Origin of the sequence: Chitinophaga sp. 22308, assembly GCF_052045305.1 — a bacterium.
GTDB classification, from domain to species: domain Bacteria; phylum Bacteroidota; class Bacteroidia; order Chitinophagales; family Chitinophagaceae; genus Chitinophaga; species Chitinophaga varians_A.
The window spans coordinates 953188-967994 of sequence record NZ_JBQEOP010000003.1 but is presented as its reverse complement, the minus strand read 5'-3'; the positions used below and the strand labels follow the sequence as shown (position 1 = coordinate 967994).

Sequence of the window (14807 nt, the reverse complement as noted above, 5' to 3'; positions counted from 1 at the left end):
TCATCATAAAAAATGTTTTAAAGCGCTATTGTTTGTAAATGTTGAATCCTGACAGTTCGAAGGGAAGCTGGTAACATGTCCCGGTGTTGCGTGCATAAGATGGGAGACAACGCATACATAAACACACTTTCAATAGCATTCCGCAGCACGCTGCTACCATTGCGGTATAACACCCCGGCAATGGTAAAACAACGTTTCACTTCCTGCAATTGTTCATGACGGATCATGTTGCCAGTATAGTCGGCAAATGTGTGGATCACTTTACTCACTCTTTCCCTGGCCGTCAGCTGTTGCATAGGAAACGACAGGCCGGGGATCTGTAAACCGATCAATTGTGAGATTTTCGAGTCTGGTAACATGTGAATCAAATGTTTTGATACAATGACTGGCATACCAGCCAAATGCCAGTATTAAAAAAGCGTTAGAAATTTTACATAACCATCTGAAAATCAATCAAATAATTAAATGTCAATATGATCAAATAAAAAAATAACAGGGGGCAACCATGCAGAATCTGCATGGTCTTTTCAAAAACGGAAAGGTGGGCATCGACATAAAAAAAGCGCCTCCCGGGAGGGAAGCGCTGATCAATTTTTACAGTCGTGAAATTTAAATGCTTTAACTGAACAGGTACAACACATCTTCTTTGGTCAGCTTCTTCACAAAGCCGCTATCATCGGAGATGATCTCTTTCACCAGCGATTTTTTACGTTCCTGTAACTGTAATATTTTTTCTTCTACCGTGTCTTTACAGATCATACGGTAAGCGAAGATATTTTTCGTTTGTCCGATACGGTGGGTACGGTCTATCGCCTGTTGCTCCACAGCAGGGTTCCACCAGGGGTCAACGATGTACACATAGTCTGCCGCCGTCAGGTTGAGGCCCACACCACCGGCTTTCAGTGATATCAGGAACACCCGGCACTCGTCGTTATGCTGGAAGTTCTGGATAGCCTTTTCACGGTCCATGGTAGAGGTGCTGCCATCGAAGTACTCGTACGGTATCTTCATATGTTGCAGGCGTTCCCGTATCAGGCCCAACATGCCGAGGAACTGGGAGAACACCAGCACCTTGTGGTTCCCGATGTTTTCAGCAATTTCGCGGGTCAGTTCATGCAGCTTCACAGAGTGGTTGGGATACTGTTCCGTATCGTTGAGGATAGCGGGAGAATCACATATCTGGCGCAGCTTCATCAGGCCTTGCAGGATGGTCAGCTGTGAACGTTCCATGCCCTGGTCTTCTATCACGCCCAGGATCTTGGACCGGTAGGTGTTCCGGTAAGCATCATAAATATGACGCTGTTCGGGGTCCATTTCACAGAAGATGACCGTCTCGATTTTATCCGGCAGGTCTTTCGCCACCTGTTCTTTGGTACGACGGAGGATGAACGGATAAATCAGTTTGCGCAGGTGTTCTTTTCTTTCTTCATCCTGGAACTTGTCTATCGGTGTGGCAAATTCGTTACGGAAGAAGTCCACGCTGCCCAGCATGCCCGGGTTCAGGAAGTTCATCTGCGCGTAGATATCGAAAGTATTGTTTTGCATGGGCGTACCGCTCAGCGCCAGCCTGTTCCTGGTTTGCAGCAGCTGGGCCGCTTTGGTCACTTTGGACTGCGGGTTTTTGATCGCTTGGGATTCATCCAGCACCACGTAGTCAAACTCCAGTTTCATCAGCGTCTGGATATCGCTGCGCAGCGTACCATAGGTGGTGATGATCACATCAAATTTGGCCAGTTCCTCCGAATCTTTGATACGGGTAGGGCCATGATGGATATGGTGTTTGATTTCCGGCGTGAACTTACGGATCTCGTTTTCCCAGTTATAGATCAGGGTGGTGGGGCATACCACCAGTGCCATACATTTTCCGCCGTTTTTATTTTTGTAATACTGGAGGAAGGTCAGCGCCTGGATGGTTTTACCAAGACCCATGTCATCTGCGAGGATGCCACCCCATTTGATCTCATCGAGATAATTAAGCCACTGGAAGCCGCTTTCCTGGTAGGGGCGCAGCGTTGCCTGCAGGTTGGATGGCAGGGAGATGTTACGGATTTCATCGAACTGCAACAGTTTTTTACGTTTCTGTTCCAGTTCTATTACCACAGCTTCATCGTCAATGAACTCATACAGTTCATCGATCACGCTGAAGTTGTATTTGCTGAGTTTAAGGCCTTTGTCTTTTTCTTCCCCTACTTTGAAGAGGAGAGAGTATTTACGCAGCCATTCTTCCGGCAAAAGGCCCAGGGAGCCGTCTGCCAGCTGCACATAGTTCTGTTTGTTGGCCAGCGCGTTTTTGATGTCTTTGATGCTGACCTTCTGGTCGCCATACAGCACTTCAATCTGGGCATCGAACCAGTCGATGCCGGAGCTGATTTGCAGGTTGGTGACCGGCTTATGTGAGCTGAATTTGAAGTTGCGCAGGTTATCGAAACCGAAAACGCGCACGTTCATTTCTTTCAGGGCGTCGAAGAAAAGGAAGAACCAGTTGTTCTTCAGGGCTTCTTTGGCGCGCAGGTAGAAATAGTGCTGGTTATCGTTTTGTGCGAAATTGGTATGCAGGGTGCGCAGGCGGTTCACAAAGGCGTCTTCCGCTTCTTTGTTACGGCGGATGACCAGTACTTTGTTGCCTTCCTGTACGGTGATTTTCTCTTCTTCATTCCATTCCACTTCCTGTCCGCGGTAAGCGAATCCAGGCTGGATGATGAAGGTTTCGCCCAGCTCTTTCAGGTATACGCGGCATTCCGGTTCGATGTCTGTCACCTCAGCAAGCAGTTCTTTATCGAAACGGATATCGTACTGACGGCTTAAGGGCAACAGGTAGTCTTTCAGGTATACCGGCCATTCCTTGTTAGGGATTTTCAGTTTACCGCCGTTCTGCTGAAAGAGAGCTACATGCAGGGCGTCCTGTGGACTTTCGAACAGGAACAGCGTGTTCTGGTAAAGGAATAACAACGGGCTTTCCCAGTTATTTTTAGATACGTCGATCAGTTCTCCTTCTATAGACACGTAGCAGGTGATTTCCACATGGGAACTGCCGCTGTGGGTCTTCAGGATGAGCTTCAACCTTTCAGCGCCTATCTGTAAGGGTTCCAAGTTTTTTGTTTTGAACTGCTGCCTGTTGGGAAGATAAAATACCAGCCCATGTTCGGCCAGCTGCGGAAACAGCTTCGCCAGTTTGGGATGCAGGTATTCCAGCATCAGTTCTTTGGTTTCGGTAGGCAGCTCTTCCGCATTTTCATGCGTGATGTTTTCCCAGATGCCGGCGAACGGCGAATTTTTGCTGAGAAACTTGCTGACTTCCGGCCCCTGCAGTTTACGGATGGGAGCTATCAGTTCCCGGTCCTTTTCCTTGTACTGGTAAAAGTCCACGTACTTGGTGAGGTCCAGTTTGCTGGCCAGTGATACAAAGGCGGTCTGCTCCTCGTTCACTTCACCGGCGACAATATCTATTTTAAAATAAGGATATAACGTTTCGTTGGCGTTGAAGACCGCAGCCAGCCGTTGTGTCACCGTCAGGGTTTCTTCCGGTGGAGGCGCCGTTTGCTGCTGCTGTCTGCCGGCAGTAGCGCCGTCTACCCGTTTAATGGTAGGGTCCAGCACACGCAGAAAGGGTTTGCCGTCCATATAGGAAAAGGCGAACTTTCCGTCCAGGTCGTCCGTCAGGGAATAGCCGTAGAGGGAGAGGAGCTTGTTTTTTTCCTTGTCCCAGTTGCGCAGCGTATCAAAATAAAACGGTCCGTTCTTTTGCAGCAGCTGCAGGAAGAGGGCGGTTTTATGCACGCAGAGCGCATGGGCTGTTTCATCGCAGGTGCAATGGGTATCAAAAAAGCGTTCCTCATTGCGCTGGATGATCAGCGGGTACTCCTTTTTATCCAACGTCAGCACAGCTTCCACCTTTTCATCCTTGGCAGATGAAACCTTGGCGGGATGCTGCTTTACGATCGCTTCCGCTTCCGCGATGATCGTGCTGGAAGTCAGTAATTTGATCGTTTTAATATCGATGGATTTCATTTTGATCAGGGTGTGTTGCTGATCAAAATGTGTTTCGAAGCTCTCGAAATGATTCTTGTCCAGCATTTCCTGAAGCTGGAACAGTGCTGCTGCCTCGTGCCGGCAGATGTCTCCCAGGTTATAGGGACACTGGCAACGGATAGACATACCGCTGGTTTCACCGTATTTATTGATGGAAACCCGGTAATAATTGGCATGCGTGTCACTTTTGACGCGGAAAGTAGCTGATTTCAATACCGGATCGGCTTCAATGAGCTCAACTCCTCCGGTAGAAAAAATACGCTTCCCCCTGCGGATCACTTCATCAGTGCCGTTATTGTAAACATATTTTAGCAAATGGGGCAGCGACATACTATTCGTTGTTGCCTGCTTTTGATATCAGCGACTACGGGGTAAATAAATATATTAAAAATCTTTAACCGCTGATAAAAAGGCAATCCACAAAAGTAAGCAGAAATCTTTAATAAACAGCGGGCAAAATGCTCGTAAAACAGCAATCTCTTGGTGGTGGCAACTTCGCTGCGATCCGCCCGGGAAGGGCACCTTATTTGATATAAAAATATTTTTATATTTAATTATTATAATGCATTTTGGGTGATATTATTTTACCATTGTTTTTCAATCTATTATAATCATATAAATAAAAATAGCCATTTCTCTTAAATGCAGGCCCCGTTAACGCGAATAATCCGGTAAAAGTTGTTAGCGGTCCAACCACTTCTTGAACTCCGGCACCTTATGTTTACTGATGATGATAGGATCAGCAGAGGAAGGACTGGTTGATATCCTCAACTGGTTACGGCCGTATATCCAAATGTTTTCAATACCATTAATGTTAACGATATACTGCCGGTTGGCCCTGTAAAATATTTCATTGTCAAGCTGCCCCATCAAATCATCCAGACTGCTGTTTAATACGAACACCTTATTTTGAAAAGTGACAGCGGAAATGACATTGTCTGTGAGACATATATACACGATATCCTGCACGTCCACAGTGATGATCTCATCTTTTTCATAGGTGACCAGCCGCTTCCTGGGGCCTTCTTCCCCTGGTTTGCTGTCTGCAATAACATTTTGTTGCCTTGTTTCCAGCTGACGATTAAGCATACTCAGACCATTGATCTCCTCATTTAATCCGGCAATGGTCTGGTCCACCTGCTGTTCATATCGCCGGTATATGGCCCTCATCAGTCCGAAACAACCAGCGGCAATAAGGAGTATCAACAAAAAACTCCCTGCTAAAAACTTCTGGTACAAATGGTCCAGTTGCGCTCTTAAAACCTTTATATTGGCGTGACTGGCCAGCATCCAGTCGGTGCCGTTTACAGGATGCACGCTTACAATTTCCGAACTGCGGTTGGCACTCGCCGGAAAAGTCCTGATGCCCGAGATCAGCTTACCGCTTTTAAGTATATCACTAAAAGCCTTTGAATTACCGAATCCCGAAAGCCTGGAATTTCCTTCCACGATTTTTTTCCCCACTAATGAGGGATCGGGATGACAAAGTTCTATTCCCTCCTTGTTGTACATGCACACAAACTCGCTTTGAACGTCCGTATTGACGATGCTTTTTTGCAGGTTTTCAATGACCACATCCGGCGATATACCAGCCAGAAGTTGTTGCTCCAGCAAAGTGCCTAGTTCACGGATTTCCCTTTGCCCCGATTCCATTTTCTGCTCAAATAAAGCTCCACGGGCTTCTGTATAGTAATAATAAAGTGCTCCCCAGCCTGCCAATATGGCCACAAAAACAAGCGCCGCAAACGTCAGCAGATAAAGTCGGGTCTTTTTCATTGTTTGATTATTCGCTGCTAATGTAGCCCCTTTTGAGGTCGATCTGAAAAATTCGGCAGTCCTTTCCAGACACAACAGTCACCTTCAACGGAATGCACTCCCTCTCGCAGACATATATTCCTTTTCAGCCTCCATTTTATCCCTCTCAGCATCCATTATATGTCCTAACCTTTTGTATATCAATAATTTTGTCCCAACCGATGAAATTCAAAAACCGATGAAAAAAATACGTCTGACGATAGCCCTGTTAGGAACAGGCTTCCTTGTATTACAGTTTTTTGGTCCGGACAAACCGGCATCCGTACCGGCTCCTAACCTCTCCGGGATACCGGAAGAAGTAAATGCTATTATCCGCAATTCCTGTTTCGATTGCCATTCGTCTCAAACAACGCTGCAATGGTATGACAAGCTGTCACCGGCCAACCTCCTGGTATATGACCATATACAAAAAGGCCGCAAAGCATTGGATTTTTCGAAGTGGGATTCACTGGCTCCTGCAGCACAGAGCGGAATATTATTTTATTCTCTGAACAAAATCCTGGAAAATGAAATGCCCTTGCCGTCCTATACAACGGTACATCCAACCAAAAAAATCTCTGGCGGGGATATTCAGGTATTAAAGAATTTTTTGATTGCCAGAACATTACCCAGGCCAGCAACCAATAAAGCGCGTCCGCAACTCACCGGTTCTGCCGGCAGCCAGGATGCCACCTCCCGATTGCCTGTCCGGCCTGCGCCCAATGGCATCGAATATCTGCCTGATTACCGTAACTGGAAAGTAATAAGCATAACAGACCGGTTCGATAATGGAACCATGCGGATTATTTATGGGAATGAAGTCGCGGTTAAAGCAATCCGGGAATGTAAAACAAATCCATGGCCGAACGGAAGCATCTTTGCCAAAGCAGCCTGGAAGCAACAAACCAATGCAGACGGTAGTGTCACGGCAGGAGATTTTGTACAGGTTGAATTTATGATTAAAGATGCTCAGAAATATGCATCCACAGCCGGTTGGGGATGGGCCAGGTGGCGGGGGGCCAGCCTGAAGCCCTATGGTGAAAAAGCGGTGTTTACAACGGAATGTGTCTCATGTCATAGTCCAAGAAAGGACAACGACTATGTATTTACTACTCCTTTTACTTTTAAAAACTGATCAAATGAAATACGTTATTTATATACTTGTTCTTATATCGATAGCCGGTTGCCGTTTCCGCTCCGAAAACAAACCGGCATTAAACAGGGAAGCGTCCCTTACGCAGCTGGGAGATCTGCCTGAAAACCCGTTTATGCTCTATGCCATTACCAGTGCCATCTATCCCAAAGACAGCATAACGACCGTGCTGTATGGCAATGCTTCAGCATATGCTTATGCGGCCATGAACACAGACGGTCATTATCCCGCAGGGGCTGTACTATACGAAGTTACCTGGAAACAGCAGCCAGACCGGCAATGGTTTGGCGCCAATATCCCTCAGACGATCCAGAAAACAGAACGTGTGGAGATCATTTCAACAAATGAAACCCGTTATACATGCTTCCAGGGCAAGGTTCCCCGGAAAGTGGAGCGCAGCACGGACGAAGCGGAAAGAACAACATTTATCCTCGGTCAGAAAATAGCCGTAAGTCCATAACCGCGCAGCTGTCCGGCCTGCCCGGCTGCGTTCATCCGGCGTCAGCCAATATGCCGGATATACCGCTTCACGGAAAAATCCATGGCCTCTTTTGCACCGGTAAGCACATACTTGCCAAATGCGCCGTACATGGCATCATATGCGTACAGCGCCACCGCATCGTCAATCACTTTTACCTCCGCAGCAGACAACGGAATATTATTAGGATAACTATACATAAACGACATGGTCTTCCTGTCAGTAGATACCTGGATTACATCACCTACCAGCAGCATTCCCTTGCCAGCCGGACTATACAACACGTTCGCTCCGGGGAAATGACCACCACACAGTATCAGCTTCATACCGTCCCACAGGTCCAGCGTCTGGCCGTCCCACAGTTTGATCACCTCGTCATGCCGTCCCAGCCAGGAAGCATCCAGGTTGTGCACATATACGGGCACCTGGCCGAAAGCATGGCTCCATTCCACGATAGTGGAAAAATAATGCGGGTGCGAAATAGCAATCGCACGTATACCACCCAACCGCTGTATGATATCTATCGTAGAGGCGTCAAGGTGAGCCACACAGTCCCACAGGATATTGCCGTTGGGCGTCACCAGCAGGTGGGCCCGCTGCCCTATGCCAAAATCAGGCGTGGTATAGATGGCATACAGCCCGGGCGCTATCAGCTCTATGATATTTTTATGTCTCTTCTGTAACTGGTCAAAGGTGGTCCAGCTTTGTCCGGCCGGATTCACGTACTGGCGTTCGTCTTCGCAAATCGGGCAGTGTGTGGGCGCATCAGTCGTGGCATCGTACTGCACGCCACAGGTCACACAGATATAATGTTTCATATTTTTCGGTTTGTCCTCAGAAAGGTAGGGCATTTTCGATAAAAGCGGGAATCCTGCCACTGCCAGTCCGCTTTGTTTAAGCCACTCCCGTCTTGATTTGTCTTGTGCCATGATATCGTTGTTTTGAAAAACAAAAGTAGCCCGCTGCCACACCGTCTTCAAGGGACATACTCGACAAATACTTGTACATTTGAACATGCGACCTGCTATTCCCCAACACCGGATCAATGATGGCGTGACCACGACGGTTTCTGTACCTGTCAAACATGTACTGATCGCTGCTTTTGACGATACCGGCAAAATCATGCCGCGCCAGTACCCTCACCGGCATACCTACTACGAGGTCCTGCTGTTGCATAACAGCAAAGGCATTCACGCTATTGATTTCAATACGTACCCTTTTGATGGGGCGGTGGTATTCCTGTTGTCGCCGGAACAGGTGCATCAGTTAGACAGAGAGGCCACCACCGGCTATTCTTTGAAGTTTGATCCCTCTTTCTTCAGCAGCGGCAACGATCCCGACAGTCAGCTGTTGGGGCATTTCCTGTTTGATAATATGCAGGCTTATCCGGTCATACCGCTGGAGCCGTCAGATCTCGCGCGGCTGGAGAAGTTGATGGGCATTGCACGCGATGAGTATGAACATACAAACGAAGACACCACACCTATTCTCTTTTCGTATATCCGTGTACTGCTGATGGAAATCATGCGTATCCGCAGACGGCAATTGTCAGAGCCGCACCTGTTGCCCGGCCAGCCGCAGACGCAGCTGCTACAGTTCAAACAGCTGCTGCACCGGCATTTCCGGGAGCTCCACGAAGTACAGGACTATGCCTCTCAGCTGCATGTAAGCCCACGGCAGCTGAATGCGCTCACACAAAAGCTGACCGGTAAAACGGCCGGCGCTTTCATTAAAGAGCGTATCCTCCTGGAAGCAAAACGGTTGTTGTTCCTGAATGAGCTGACTGTTAAAGAAGTCGGCTACCAACTTGGATTTGATGATCCTGCTTATTTTACGCGCTTTTTCAAAAAGAACACCGGCCAGTCGCCGCAGCAGTTCAGGGAAACATCCCAACCGGCATAAATGTGCAAGCCAAACACTATTTTATCCATGGACATCCCTGTGGATGCGCGCTAGTTTTGTGTCTTCATTTTAAAACACACAGACATGAAAGACAACAAACAAAGCGCATTTCTCGTATTACGTATAGGTATCGGCGTATTATTCCTCGTTTTTGGTATTCAGAAAATCATGGGAGGCCCTGCTATGTGGGCGTTTCTGGGAGGAACACTGAAAATGGTTGGTATCAGTCAATGGCCGGTCTTCTGGGGTTTTATGGCGATGCTGGCGGAAGTGGCTGGCGGTATTGCGCTGATCACCGGGTTCTTTATCCGGCCGGCGGCGGTGGCACTTTTGTTCACCATGGTGATAGCTACCCTGTTTAAAATCAGCTCCGGCGCGCCTTTCTCCGACACGGCCTTTCCGCTGTCGATGATGATTGTATTTGCAGCCTGTATTATAGGGGGAAAAAACATTTAATCTATTCATTTGGTTATTTGTTTATTAGAGGCAGACTTCAATAAGCAAATAACCAAATGAACAAATATCAAAATGGTACGAGTTCTCCATTCCTGAATATCGGCAGCACATTAGCGCCGTCAGGTGTGAGGCAGTAGGTGATATCTTTTTCCAGTCCGTATTTCGCCAGGCGTTTGTAGTGGGAAGCCTGTTCCATATAAGTATAGATGTCTCCTTTCGTAGTATTGTACAGGGTTTCAGCGGCAGTGGCAGAATCACAGTTCACATCAAAATGTTCACGGATGCGGCTTACCACGGCGCCGGCAAAGAGCGTGTCTTCCATATTCACGCGGTCTTTCCAGGCAGCGCAGCCCAGGACTACGTTTTGTCCCTGTGACACCAGGTAATCACATACGGCGCTGATATTGGGAAACGAGCCGGTAACGATCTGGATGGCATCCTTGGCCATATGCAGCAGTTTCGTTCCGTTGGTGGTGGTCAGCACCAGTGTTTTGTTTTCGATGAATTCCCGGGGGTATTCAAAAGGGGAGTTGCCATGCACAAGCCCTTCCGCTACTTTGCCGTCGCGCTCTCCGGCGGTGATGCCGTCGATAGCGCGGCCGATGTTCACGCATTCCTCCACAGTAGCTACCGGTATTACTCTCGCTGCGCCGTTATAAAGGGCAGTGCAGATGGTAGAGGTGGCACGCAGCACATCGATGATGACCACGATGCTGTTTTTCACATCATACAGATGTAATAAGGCCGGAGATAAACATACTTCCAGGCTGGGTTTGTTGGTTGTTGTCATTCAATTGCTTTTAGGCATTTAATCAAGGACTACTCTCCACTTTTCGCTCTCTGCATAGTCCTTAATAACATCATTCCTTAGTTTCAGCAGGCGGGTCATATATTTTTGAAGGTAGAATTTTTCAAACATCCGCCCGAACCAGCCGTAAGGAGTGCCAAATTCCATGATATCAATCATTACGGTGCCGTTACCGATTTCCTTAAAATGGTGCTCATGCTTCATGTGGGTAAAATCACCTTCTGTCATTTCATCGGTAAAATGTTCTCCTTCCTTCATGGCAGTGATTTTGGTGGTCAGTTCCCGCATTTTGCCGATATGTTTGGCGCGCCAGGTGACAGTTTCGTTCAACCGGATCAATCCATTGGTCCGGCCTTTGACGGCCTCTTCCTGCATGTGTGACATACTGCGTTTATGCAGGGTAATACTCCGGCTAAGGTCATACACCCGCTCTAGTGGTGCATGGATAACGGTAGTTAAATGAATGATAGGCATAGATATGGCAATAAATAAATAATTTCTCTGGCAAAGGTGCAAAGGACCAAATTAAGAGAGCAAAGGAGCGAAGAACAGGTTTCATCCCTTTTGCCCCTTTGCTCTCTTAAATTCTTTGCGTGCCGAAATTAAGAACTTTCACCCGCTATTCCTAGCCAAGGAAAGGCACTTTCACCACTTTTGCTTTCAGGGCTTTGTCCCTTACGGCGATAAATATCTCTGAATCCAGTGCTGCATTGGTTGTATTCACATAACCCAGGCCAATGGCCTTGCCCAGGGAAGGCGACTGTGTACCGGAGGTTACACGGCCAATCACATTACCGGCTGCGTCTTTGATTTCATAGTCATGACGGGCAATGCCTTTGTCGATCATTTCAAAGCCTACCAGTTTCCGGGAAACGCCTTCTGCCTTCTGTTTTTCGAAGATAGCGCGGGAAGGGAAATCTTTGGTGAATTTGGTGATCCATCCCAGGCCGGCTTCCATCGGGGAAGTACGGTCGTCGATATCGTTACCGTACAGGCAGAAGCCCATTTCCAGGCGGAGGGTGTCGCGGGCGCCCAGGCCGATAGGTTTCAGGCCTTTAGGACCGCCGGCAGCGAAGATAGCGTCCCAGATTTTCTCTGCAGCGCCGTCTTTGTCTTCAAAATAAATTTCGATGCCGCCTGCGCCGGTGTAGCCGGTAGCGCTGATCACCACGTTGGGAACGCCGGCAAAAACGCCTTTGGCGAAAGTGTAATATTTCAGGTTGACGATGTCTACGTCTGTCAGAGGCTGTAGGATGCTGGTGGCGTTAGGGCCCTGTATGGCCAGCAGGCAGGTTTTATCGGAAATATCGTGCATTTCCACCCCTTTGGTATTAAACTGGCTGATCCAGTTCCAGTCTTTTTCGATATTGCTGGCATTTACTACCAGCATATACACGTTGTTTTCTTCAATGCAATATACCAGCAGGTCGTCTACCAGGCCGCCTTCGTTGTTAGGCAGGGAGCTGTACTGGGCTTTGCCGGCGGTCAGTTTGGAGGCGTCGTTGGTAGTAACACGTTGAATCAGGTCCAGCGCATGTTCACCTTTCAAAATAAACTCACCCATATGGCTCACATCAAACACACCGGCATTTGTACGTACCGCCTGGTGCTCATCATTGATACCCGTATAGGAGATTGGCATGTTGTAACCCGCAAAAGGAGCCATCTTGGCGCCCAATGCAATGTGCTTCTGTGTAAAAGGTGTGTTTTTCATACTTTGTTTTTAAAACGGGGCAAAAATAGGGATTTGCCTTTTATGAAAGATAAACCACTCCCGGCGAATGACTGTTTTCAGACCAAGCATCATATTAAACATACTTGAAATGCAACAGGAGCTTAAAAAAGAACTGCCCCCATTGCGCTTTTGGCAGGGGGTAATTCCGTAATTTTGCAGCAACCCAAAAAAAGATTGCGTGAAAAAGATAACCTGGCTGTTACCACTGGTATGTACTACCTTGTTCGTAGATGCACAGAAAAAAAATGACCGAAAAACCCTGTCCAATCTGCAAACGCATGTCACTTATCTCTGCAGCGACAAGCTGGAAGGCCGCCGGACAGGCGCTCCCGGCGAGCAACTGGCCGCTGCCTATCTTTCCTCCCAACTCGAACAAATAGGCGTCAGCCCCAGAGGGGACAACGGTTTCCTGCAAACCTTCACTATCCGCGAAGGCCGGGAGCCGGACAACTGCACCCTGAGCCTCAATCATGATAAACTGGTATCCGGCAAACAATTTATCGCCCTGCCTTTCAGCGCTGCTAAAGGCGCCAAAGGCGAAGTGCTGCCCGCGGTGAACGAACCAGACAATATCTGGCTGATCAACGTCACAGAAATAGAAGCCGATCCGCATAAAAGCAAACTGGAACAATACCTGCAACAAACACAGATCGCTGCCAAATCCGGCGCCACGGCGGTTATCTTCTACAATGGCAAAGAAACGCCGGCAGAGGTAAACGGTTGGCACAAACAACCCATGGCCGCCGCCGGCATCCCCGCGGTGTGGGTGAGCAGCGATATCAGCAAAATACTGGGCAACGATGACGCCAACGCTTTTCAGATAGATATGAAAATCGCTTTCAAAAAAGTGAAAGTGACTGGCACCAATGTGATCGGCTATATCGATAACAAAGCCGCTAAAACCGTGATCATCGGGGCACATTACGACCATCTCGGCAAAGACGCCAATAACAACATCTATCACGGCGCCGATGACAACGCCAGCGGCACCGCCGCCCTGCTGGAACTGGCCCGCATGCTGAAGTCCGCCCGGATCAAAAACCACAACTTCCTGATCATCGCCTTCTCCGGTAAGGAAGAAGGACTCGCCGGCTCGTCCTGGTTCACGTCCCACAGCGAAGGCATCGACCTCCAGTCAGTGAACTATATGATCAATATGGACATCATTGGCGACCTCGACGCTTCCAGAGGCGTGCAAATCGGAGGCATCCACTCTTCGGCAGGATGGCCCGCCATCATTGGCAGCGTGGCCGCCAAGGACACCCGGGTGGTTTACGACTCGTCCGGCACCGGCACCTCTGACCATGTGTCGTTCTATAAAAAAAATATTCCGGTATTGTACTTCTACACCCACGCCCATAAAGATGTTCCGGAAACAGACGACAACCCGGACAAAATCAACTATGACGGCGCCCTCACCGTGATCAAACTGGTGTATGATATCATCGGAAAAACAGACAATATGGAAAAACTGGCGTTCAACACCGGTACCGCCAAAAAATAAATCCCGCCGTTCCCCGCGTTTTCCGTGAGCAGGAATGAATTACATTGACACGAATTTTATAAATTCGCGGATTGCATTGCGTACATACGTCCTGCTTTATTTGTTATTAATTCAACGCATCCCTGTTAATGGACGAAAAACTGGCCCTCGTATACCGGTATTTCCAGCTGCTTGAAAAATTTTCAGCAGATCCGGCCGAGTTTGCCGATATTTTTCATCCGGGCGTTATTCAGACAGAATATCCAAACCTGCTGTCAGCCGAAGTCAAACAAAGAAATTTTGAATTGATGCTGGACAGTATGGCCACCAATAAACTGATCCTGAAATCCCAGCATTACAGCGTGCTGAAAGCCGTTCAGCATGGCAATACCCTGGTGGTGGAAGCCACATGGACCGGAGAAATAGGCGTAGATGCCGGCAAATACAGAAGGGGACAGGTGATGAAAGCATTCATCTGCACTGTCATCGAATTCCGCGAAGGAAAAATATACCGGCAGCGTAATTACGGTTGCTACGAACATTAAAGCCAGATATCATGAAAATATTATTATCCATCCTGACCGCCGCCAGCCTGCTCTTTGCGTGTAACCCTACCCGTAATGATTCTCAGGTAAACAAAGACGCGTACGACGTGATTACCGAAAAAAGCTATGTGTACCGGGAATTCAAACCAGCATCCACCCCGGAAATGGATTCCGCGCTGCGGTTACGGAAGGAAATCACAGACTACCTCGATCAACAGGGCTTTAAGCCACATATCGCAGGTAAAGACAGCCTGCTGTTCCACCGGGCCAACGGTCTCGAGGTAATGATCGAAATGCCGGCGCCACAGGATGTATGGTCCATGAACACCATCATTGTATTTGATCCGGTGAAAAACCCGTTATTCGTAAATTTACATAAGGGCACCGCCCAGGTTGAAAACTATATTAAAGCAAAATAATCCGT

General features: G+C 48.1%; 14 protein-coding genes. 7 read left to right on the top strand and 7 right to left on the bottom strand.

Annotated elements, in window-relative coordinates; all coding sequences use genetic code 11:
* Window positions 1-17: 17 nt before the first annotated feature.
* The 3 genes from ACTJJS_RS15800 to ACTJJS_RS15790 form a co-directional block, all read right to left on the bottom strand.
* The gene (locus ACTJJS_RS15800) at window positions 18-359 is read right to left on the bottom strand and encodes a DUF7674 family protein (RefSeq protein WP_168870712.1); all 342 of its coding nucleotides are present in this window, start codon (window positions 357-359) and stop codon (window positions 18-20) included.
* 259 nt (window positions 360-618) lie between these two features.
* Window positions 619-4359: a DEAD/DEAH box helicase gene (locus ACTJJS_RS15795; protein WP_168870713.1), complete on the bottom strand. Its 3741-nt coding sequence runs from the start codon at window positions 4357-4359 to the stop codon at window positions 619-621.
* A gap of 351 nt (window positions 4360-4710) precedes the next feature.
* Entirely contained in the window at window positions 4711-5805 is a 1095-nt protein-coding gene (locus ACTJJS_RS15790; protein ID WP_440664413.1) for a LytTR family transcriptional regulator DNA-binding domain-containing protein, read from the bottom strand.
* A gap of 217 nt (window positions 5806-6022) precedes the next feature.
* On the opposite strand from ACTJJS_RS15790, the gene ACTJJS_RS15785 reads away from it, so the two are divergent.
* Together ACTJJS_RS15785 and ACTJJS_RS15780 are read left to right on the top strand one after the other, a co-directional pair.
* On the top strand, window positions 6023-6958 hold the full coding sequence (locus ACTJJS_RS15785) for a cytochrome P460 family protein (RefSeq protein ID WP_440664412.1): 936 nt from the start codon (window positions 6023-6025) through the stop codon (window positions 6956-6958).
* A gap of 4 nt (window positions 6959-6962) precedes the next feature.
* The gene (locus tag ACTJJS_RS15780) at window positions 6963-7436 is read left to right on the top strand and encodes a hypothetical protein (protein WP_440664411.1); all 474 of its coding nucleotides are present in this window, start codon (window positions 6963-6965) and stop codon (window positions 7434-7436) included.
* A 41-nt stretch (window positions 7437-7477) separates the two neighbouring features.
* On the opposite strand, the gene ACTJJS_RS15775 is transcribed toward ACTJJS_RS15780, so the two are convergent.
* Window positions 7478-8383: an MBL fold metallo-hydrolase gene (locus ACTJJS_RS15775; protein ID WP_440664410.1), complete on the bottom strand. Its 906-nt coding sequence runs from the start codon at window positions 8381-8383 to the stop codon at window positions 7478-7480.
* An 85-nt stretch (window positions 8384-8468) separates the two neighbouring features.
* Here ACTJJS_RS15775 and ACTJJS_RS15770 point away from each other — a divergent pair, with 85 nt between their 5' ends.
* Together ACTJJS_RS15770 and ACTJJS_RS15765 are read left to right on the top strand one after the other, a co-directional pair.
* The gene (locus tag ACTJJS_RS15770) at window positions 8469-9356 is read left to right on the top strand and encodes a helix-turn-helix domain-containing protein (RefSeq protein ID WP_440664455.1); all 888 of its coding nucleotides are present in this window, start codon (window positions 8469-8471) and stop codon (window positions 9354-9356) included.
* An 84-nt stretch (window positions 9357-9440) separates the two neighbouring features.
* Window positions 9441-9812 (top strand): DoxX family protein, encoded by a 372-nt coding sequence (locus ACTJJS_RS15765; RefSeq protein WP_440664409.1) that lies wholly within the window; start codon window positions 9441-9443, stop codon window positions 9810-9812.
* Between the two features lie 67 nt (window positions 9813-9879).
* Here ACTJJS_RS15765 and ACTJJS_RS15760 read toward each other — a convergent pair whose 3' ends face one another.
* The 3 genes from ACTJJS_RS15760 to gcvT all read right to left on the bottom strand — a co-directional run bounded on the left by ACTJJS_RS15760 (window position 9880) and on the right by gcvT (window position 12334).
* Window positions 9880-10602: a 2-phosphosulfolactate phosphatase gene (locus tag ACTJJS_RS15760; protein WP_440664408.1), complete on the bottom strand. Its 723-nt coding sequence runs from the start codon at window positions 10600-10602 to the stop codon at window positions 9880-9882.
* A gap of 18 nt (window positions 10603-10620) precedes the next feature.
* The gene (locus ACTJJS_RS15755) at window positions 10621-11094 is read right to left on the bottom strand and encodes an SRPBCC family protein (protein ID WP_168870720.1); all 474 of its coding nucleotides are present in this window, start codon (window positions 11092-11094) and stop codon (window positions 10621-10623) included.
* 151 nt (window positions 11095-11245) lie between these two features.
* On the bottom strand, window positions 11246-12334 hold the full coding sequence (gcvT, locus tag ACTJJS_RS15750) for a glycine cleavage system aminomethyltransferase GcvT (protein ID WP_168870721.1): 1089 nt from the start codon (window positions 12332-12334) through the stop codon (window positions 11246-11248).
* 199 nt (window positions 12335-12533) lie between these two features.
* Here gcvT and ACTJJS_RS15745 point away from each other — a divergent pair, with 199 nt between their 5' ends.
* The 3 genes from ACTJJS_RS15745 to ACTJJS_RS15735 all read left to right on the top strand — a co-directional run bounded on the left by ACTJJS_RS15745 (window position 12534) and on the right by ACTJJS_RS15735 (window position 14802).
* Complete coding sequence (locus ACTJJS_RS15745; RefSeq protein WP_440664407.1) at window positions 12534-13859, top strand: M28 family peptidase; 1326 nt, start codon at window positions 12534-12536, stop codon at window positions 13857-13859.
* Window positions 13860-13987: 128 nt separating this feature from the next.
* On the top strand, window positions 13988-14383 hold the full coding sequence (locus tag ACTJJS_RS15740; RefSeq protein WP_169223458.1) for a nuclear transport factor 2 family protein: 396 nt from the start codon (window positions 13988-13990) through the stop codon (window positions 14381-14383).
* 11 nt (window positions 14384-14394) lie between these two features.
* The gene (locus tag ACTJJS_RS15735) at window positions 14395-14802 is read left to right on the top strand and encodes a hypothetical protein (protein WP_168870724.1); all 408 of its coding nucleotides are present in this window, start codon (window positions 14395-14397) and stop codon (window positions 14800-14802) included.
* The last annotated feature ends 5 nt before the right edge of the window (window positions 14803-14807 follow it).

Bases quoted from the DNA above. Each gene is read 5' to 3' on its own strand.
- ACTJJS_RS15735 (WP_168870724.1), top strand. From the start codon at position 14,395: ATGAAAATATTATTATCCATCCTGACCGCCGCCAGCCTGCTCTTTGCG.
- ACTJJS_RS15800 (WP_168870712.1), bottom strand. From the start codon at position 359: ATGTTACCAGACTCGAAAATCTCACAATTGATCGGTTTACAGATCCCC.
- ACTJJS_RS15760 (WP_440664408.1), bottom strand. From the start codon at position 10,602: ATGACAACAACCAACAAACCCAGCCTGGAAGTATGTTTATCTCCGGCC.
- ACTJJS_RS15740 (WP_169223458.1), top strand. From the start codon at position 13,988: ATGGACGAAAAACTGGCCCTCGTATACCGGTATTTCCAGCTGCTTGAA.
- ACTJJS_RS15785 (WP_440664412.1), top strand. From the start codon at position 6,023: ATGAAAAAAATACGTCTGACGATAGCCCTGTTAGGAACAGGCTTCCTT.
- ACTJJS_RS15755 (WP_168870720.1), bottom strand. From the start codon at position 11,094: ATGCCTATCATTCATTTAACTACCGTTATCCATGCACCACTAGAGCGG.
- ACTJJS_RS15780 (WP_440664411.1), top strand. From the start codon at position 6,963: ATGAAATACGTTATTTATATACTTGTTCTTATATCGATAGCCGGTTGC.
- ACTJJS_RS15775 (WP_440664410.1), bottom strand. From the start codon at position 8,383: ATGGCACAAGACAAATCAAGACGGGAGTGGCTTAAACAAAGCGGACTG.
- gcvT (WP_168870721.1), bottom strand. From the start codon at position 12,334: ATGAAAAACACACCTTTTACACAGAAGCACATTGCATTGGGCGCCAAG.
- ACTJJS_RS15795 (WP_168870713.1), bottom strand. From the start codon at position 4,359: ATGTCGCTGCCCCATTTGCTAAAATATGTTTACAATAACGGCACTGAT.
- ACTJJS_RS15770 (WP_440664455.1), top strand. From the start codon at position 8,469: ATGCGACCTGCTATTCCCCAACACCGGATCAATGATGGCGTGACCACG.
- ACTJJS_RS15765 (WP_440664409.1), top strand. From the start codon at position 9,441: ATGAAAGACAACAAACAAAGCGCATTTCTCGTATTACGTATAGGTATC.
- ACTJJS_RS15790 (WP_440664413.1), bottom strand. From the start codon at position 5,805: ATGAAAAAGACCCGACTTTATCTGCTGACGTTTGCGGCGCTTGTTTTT.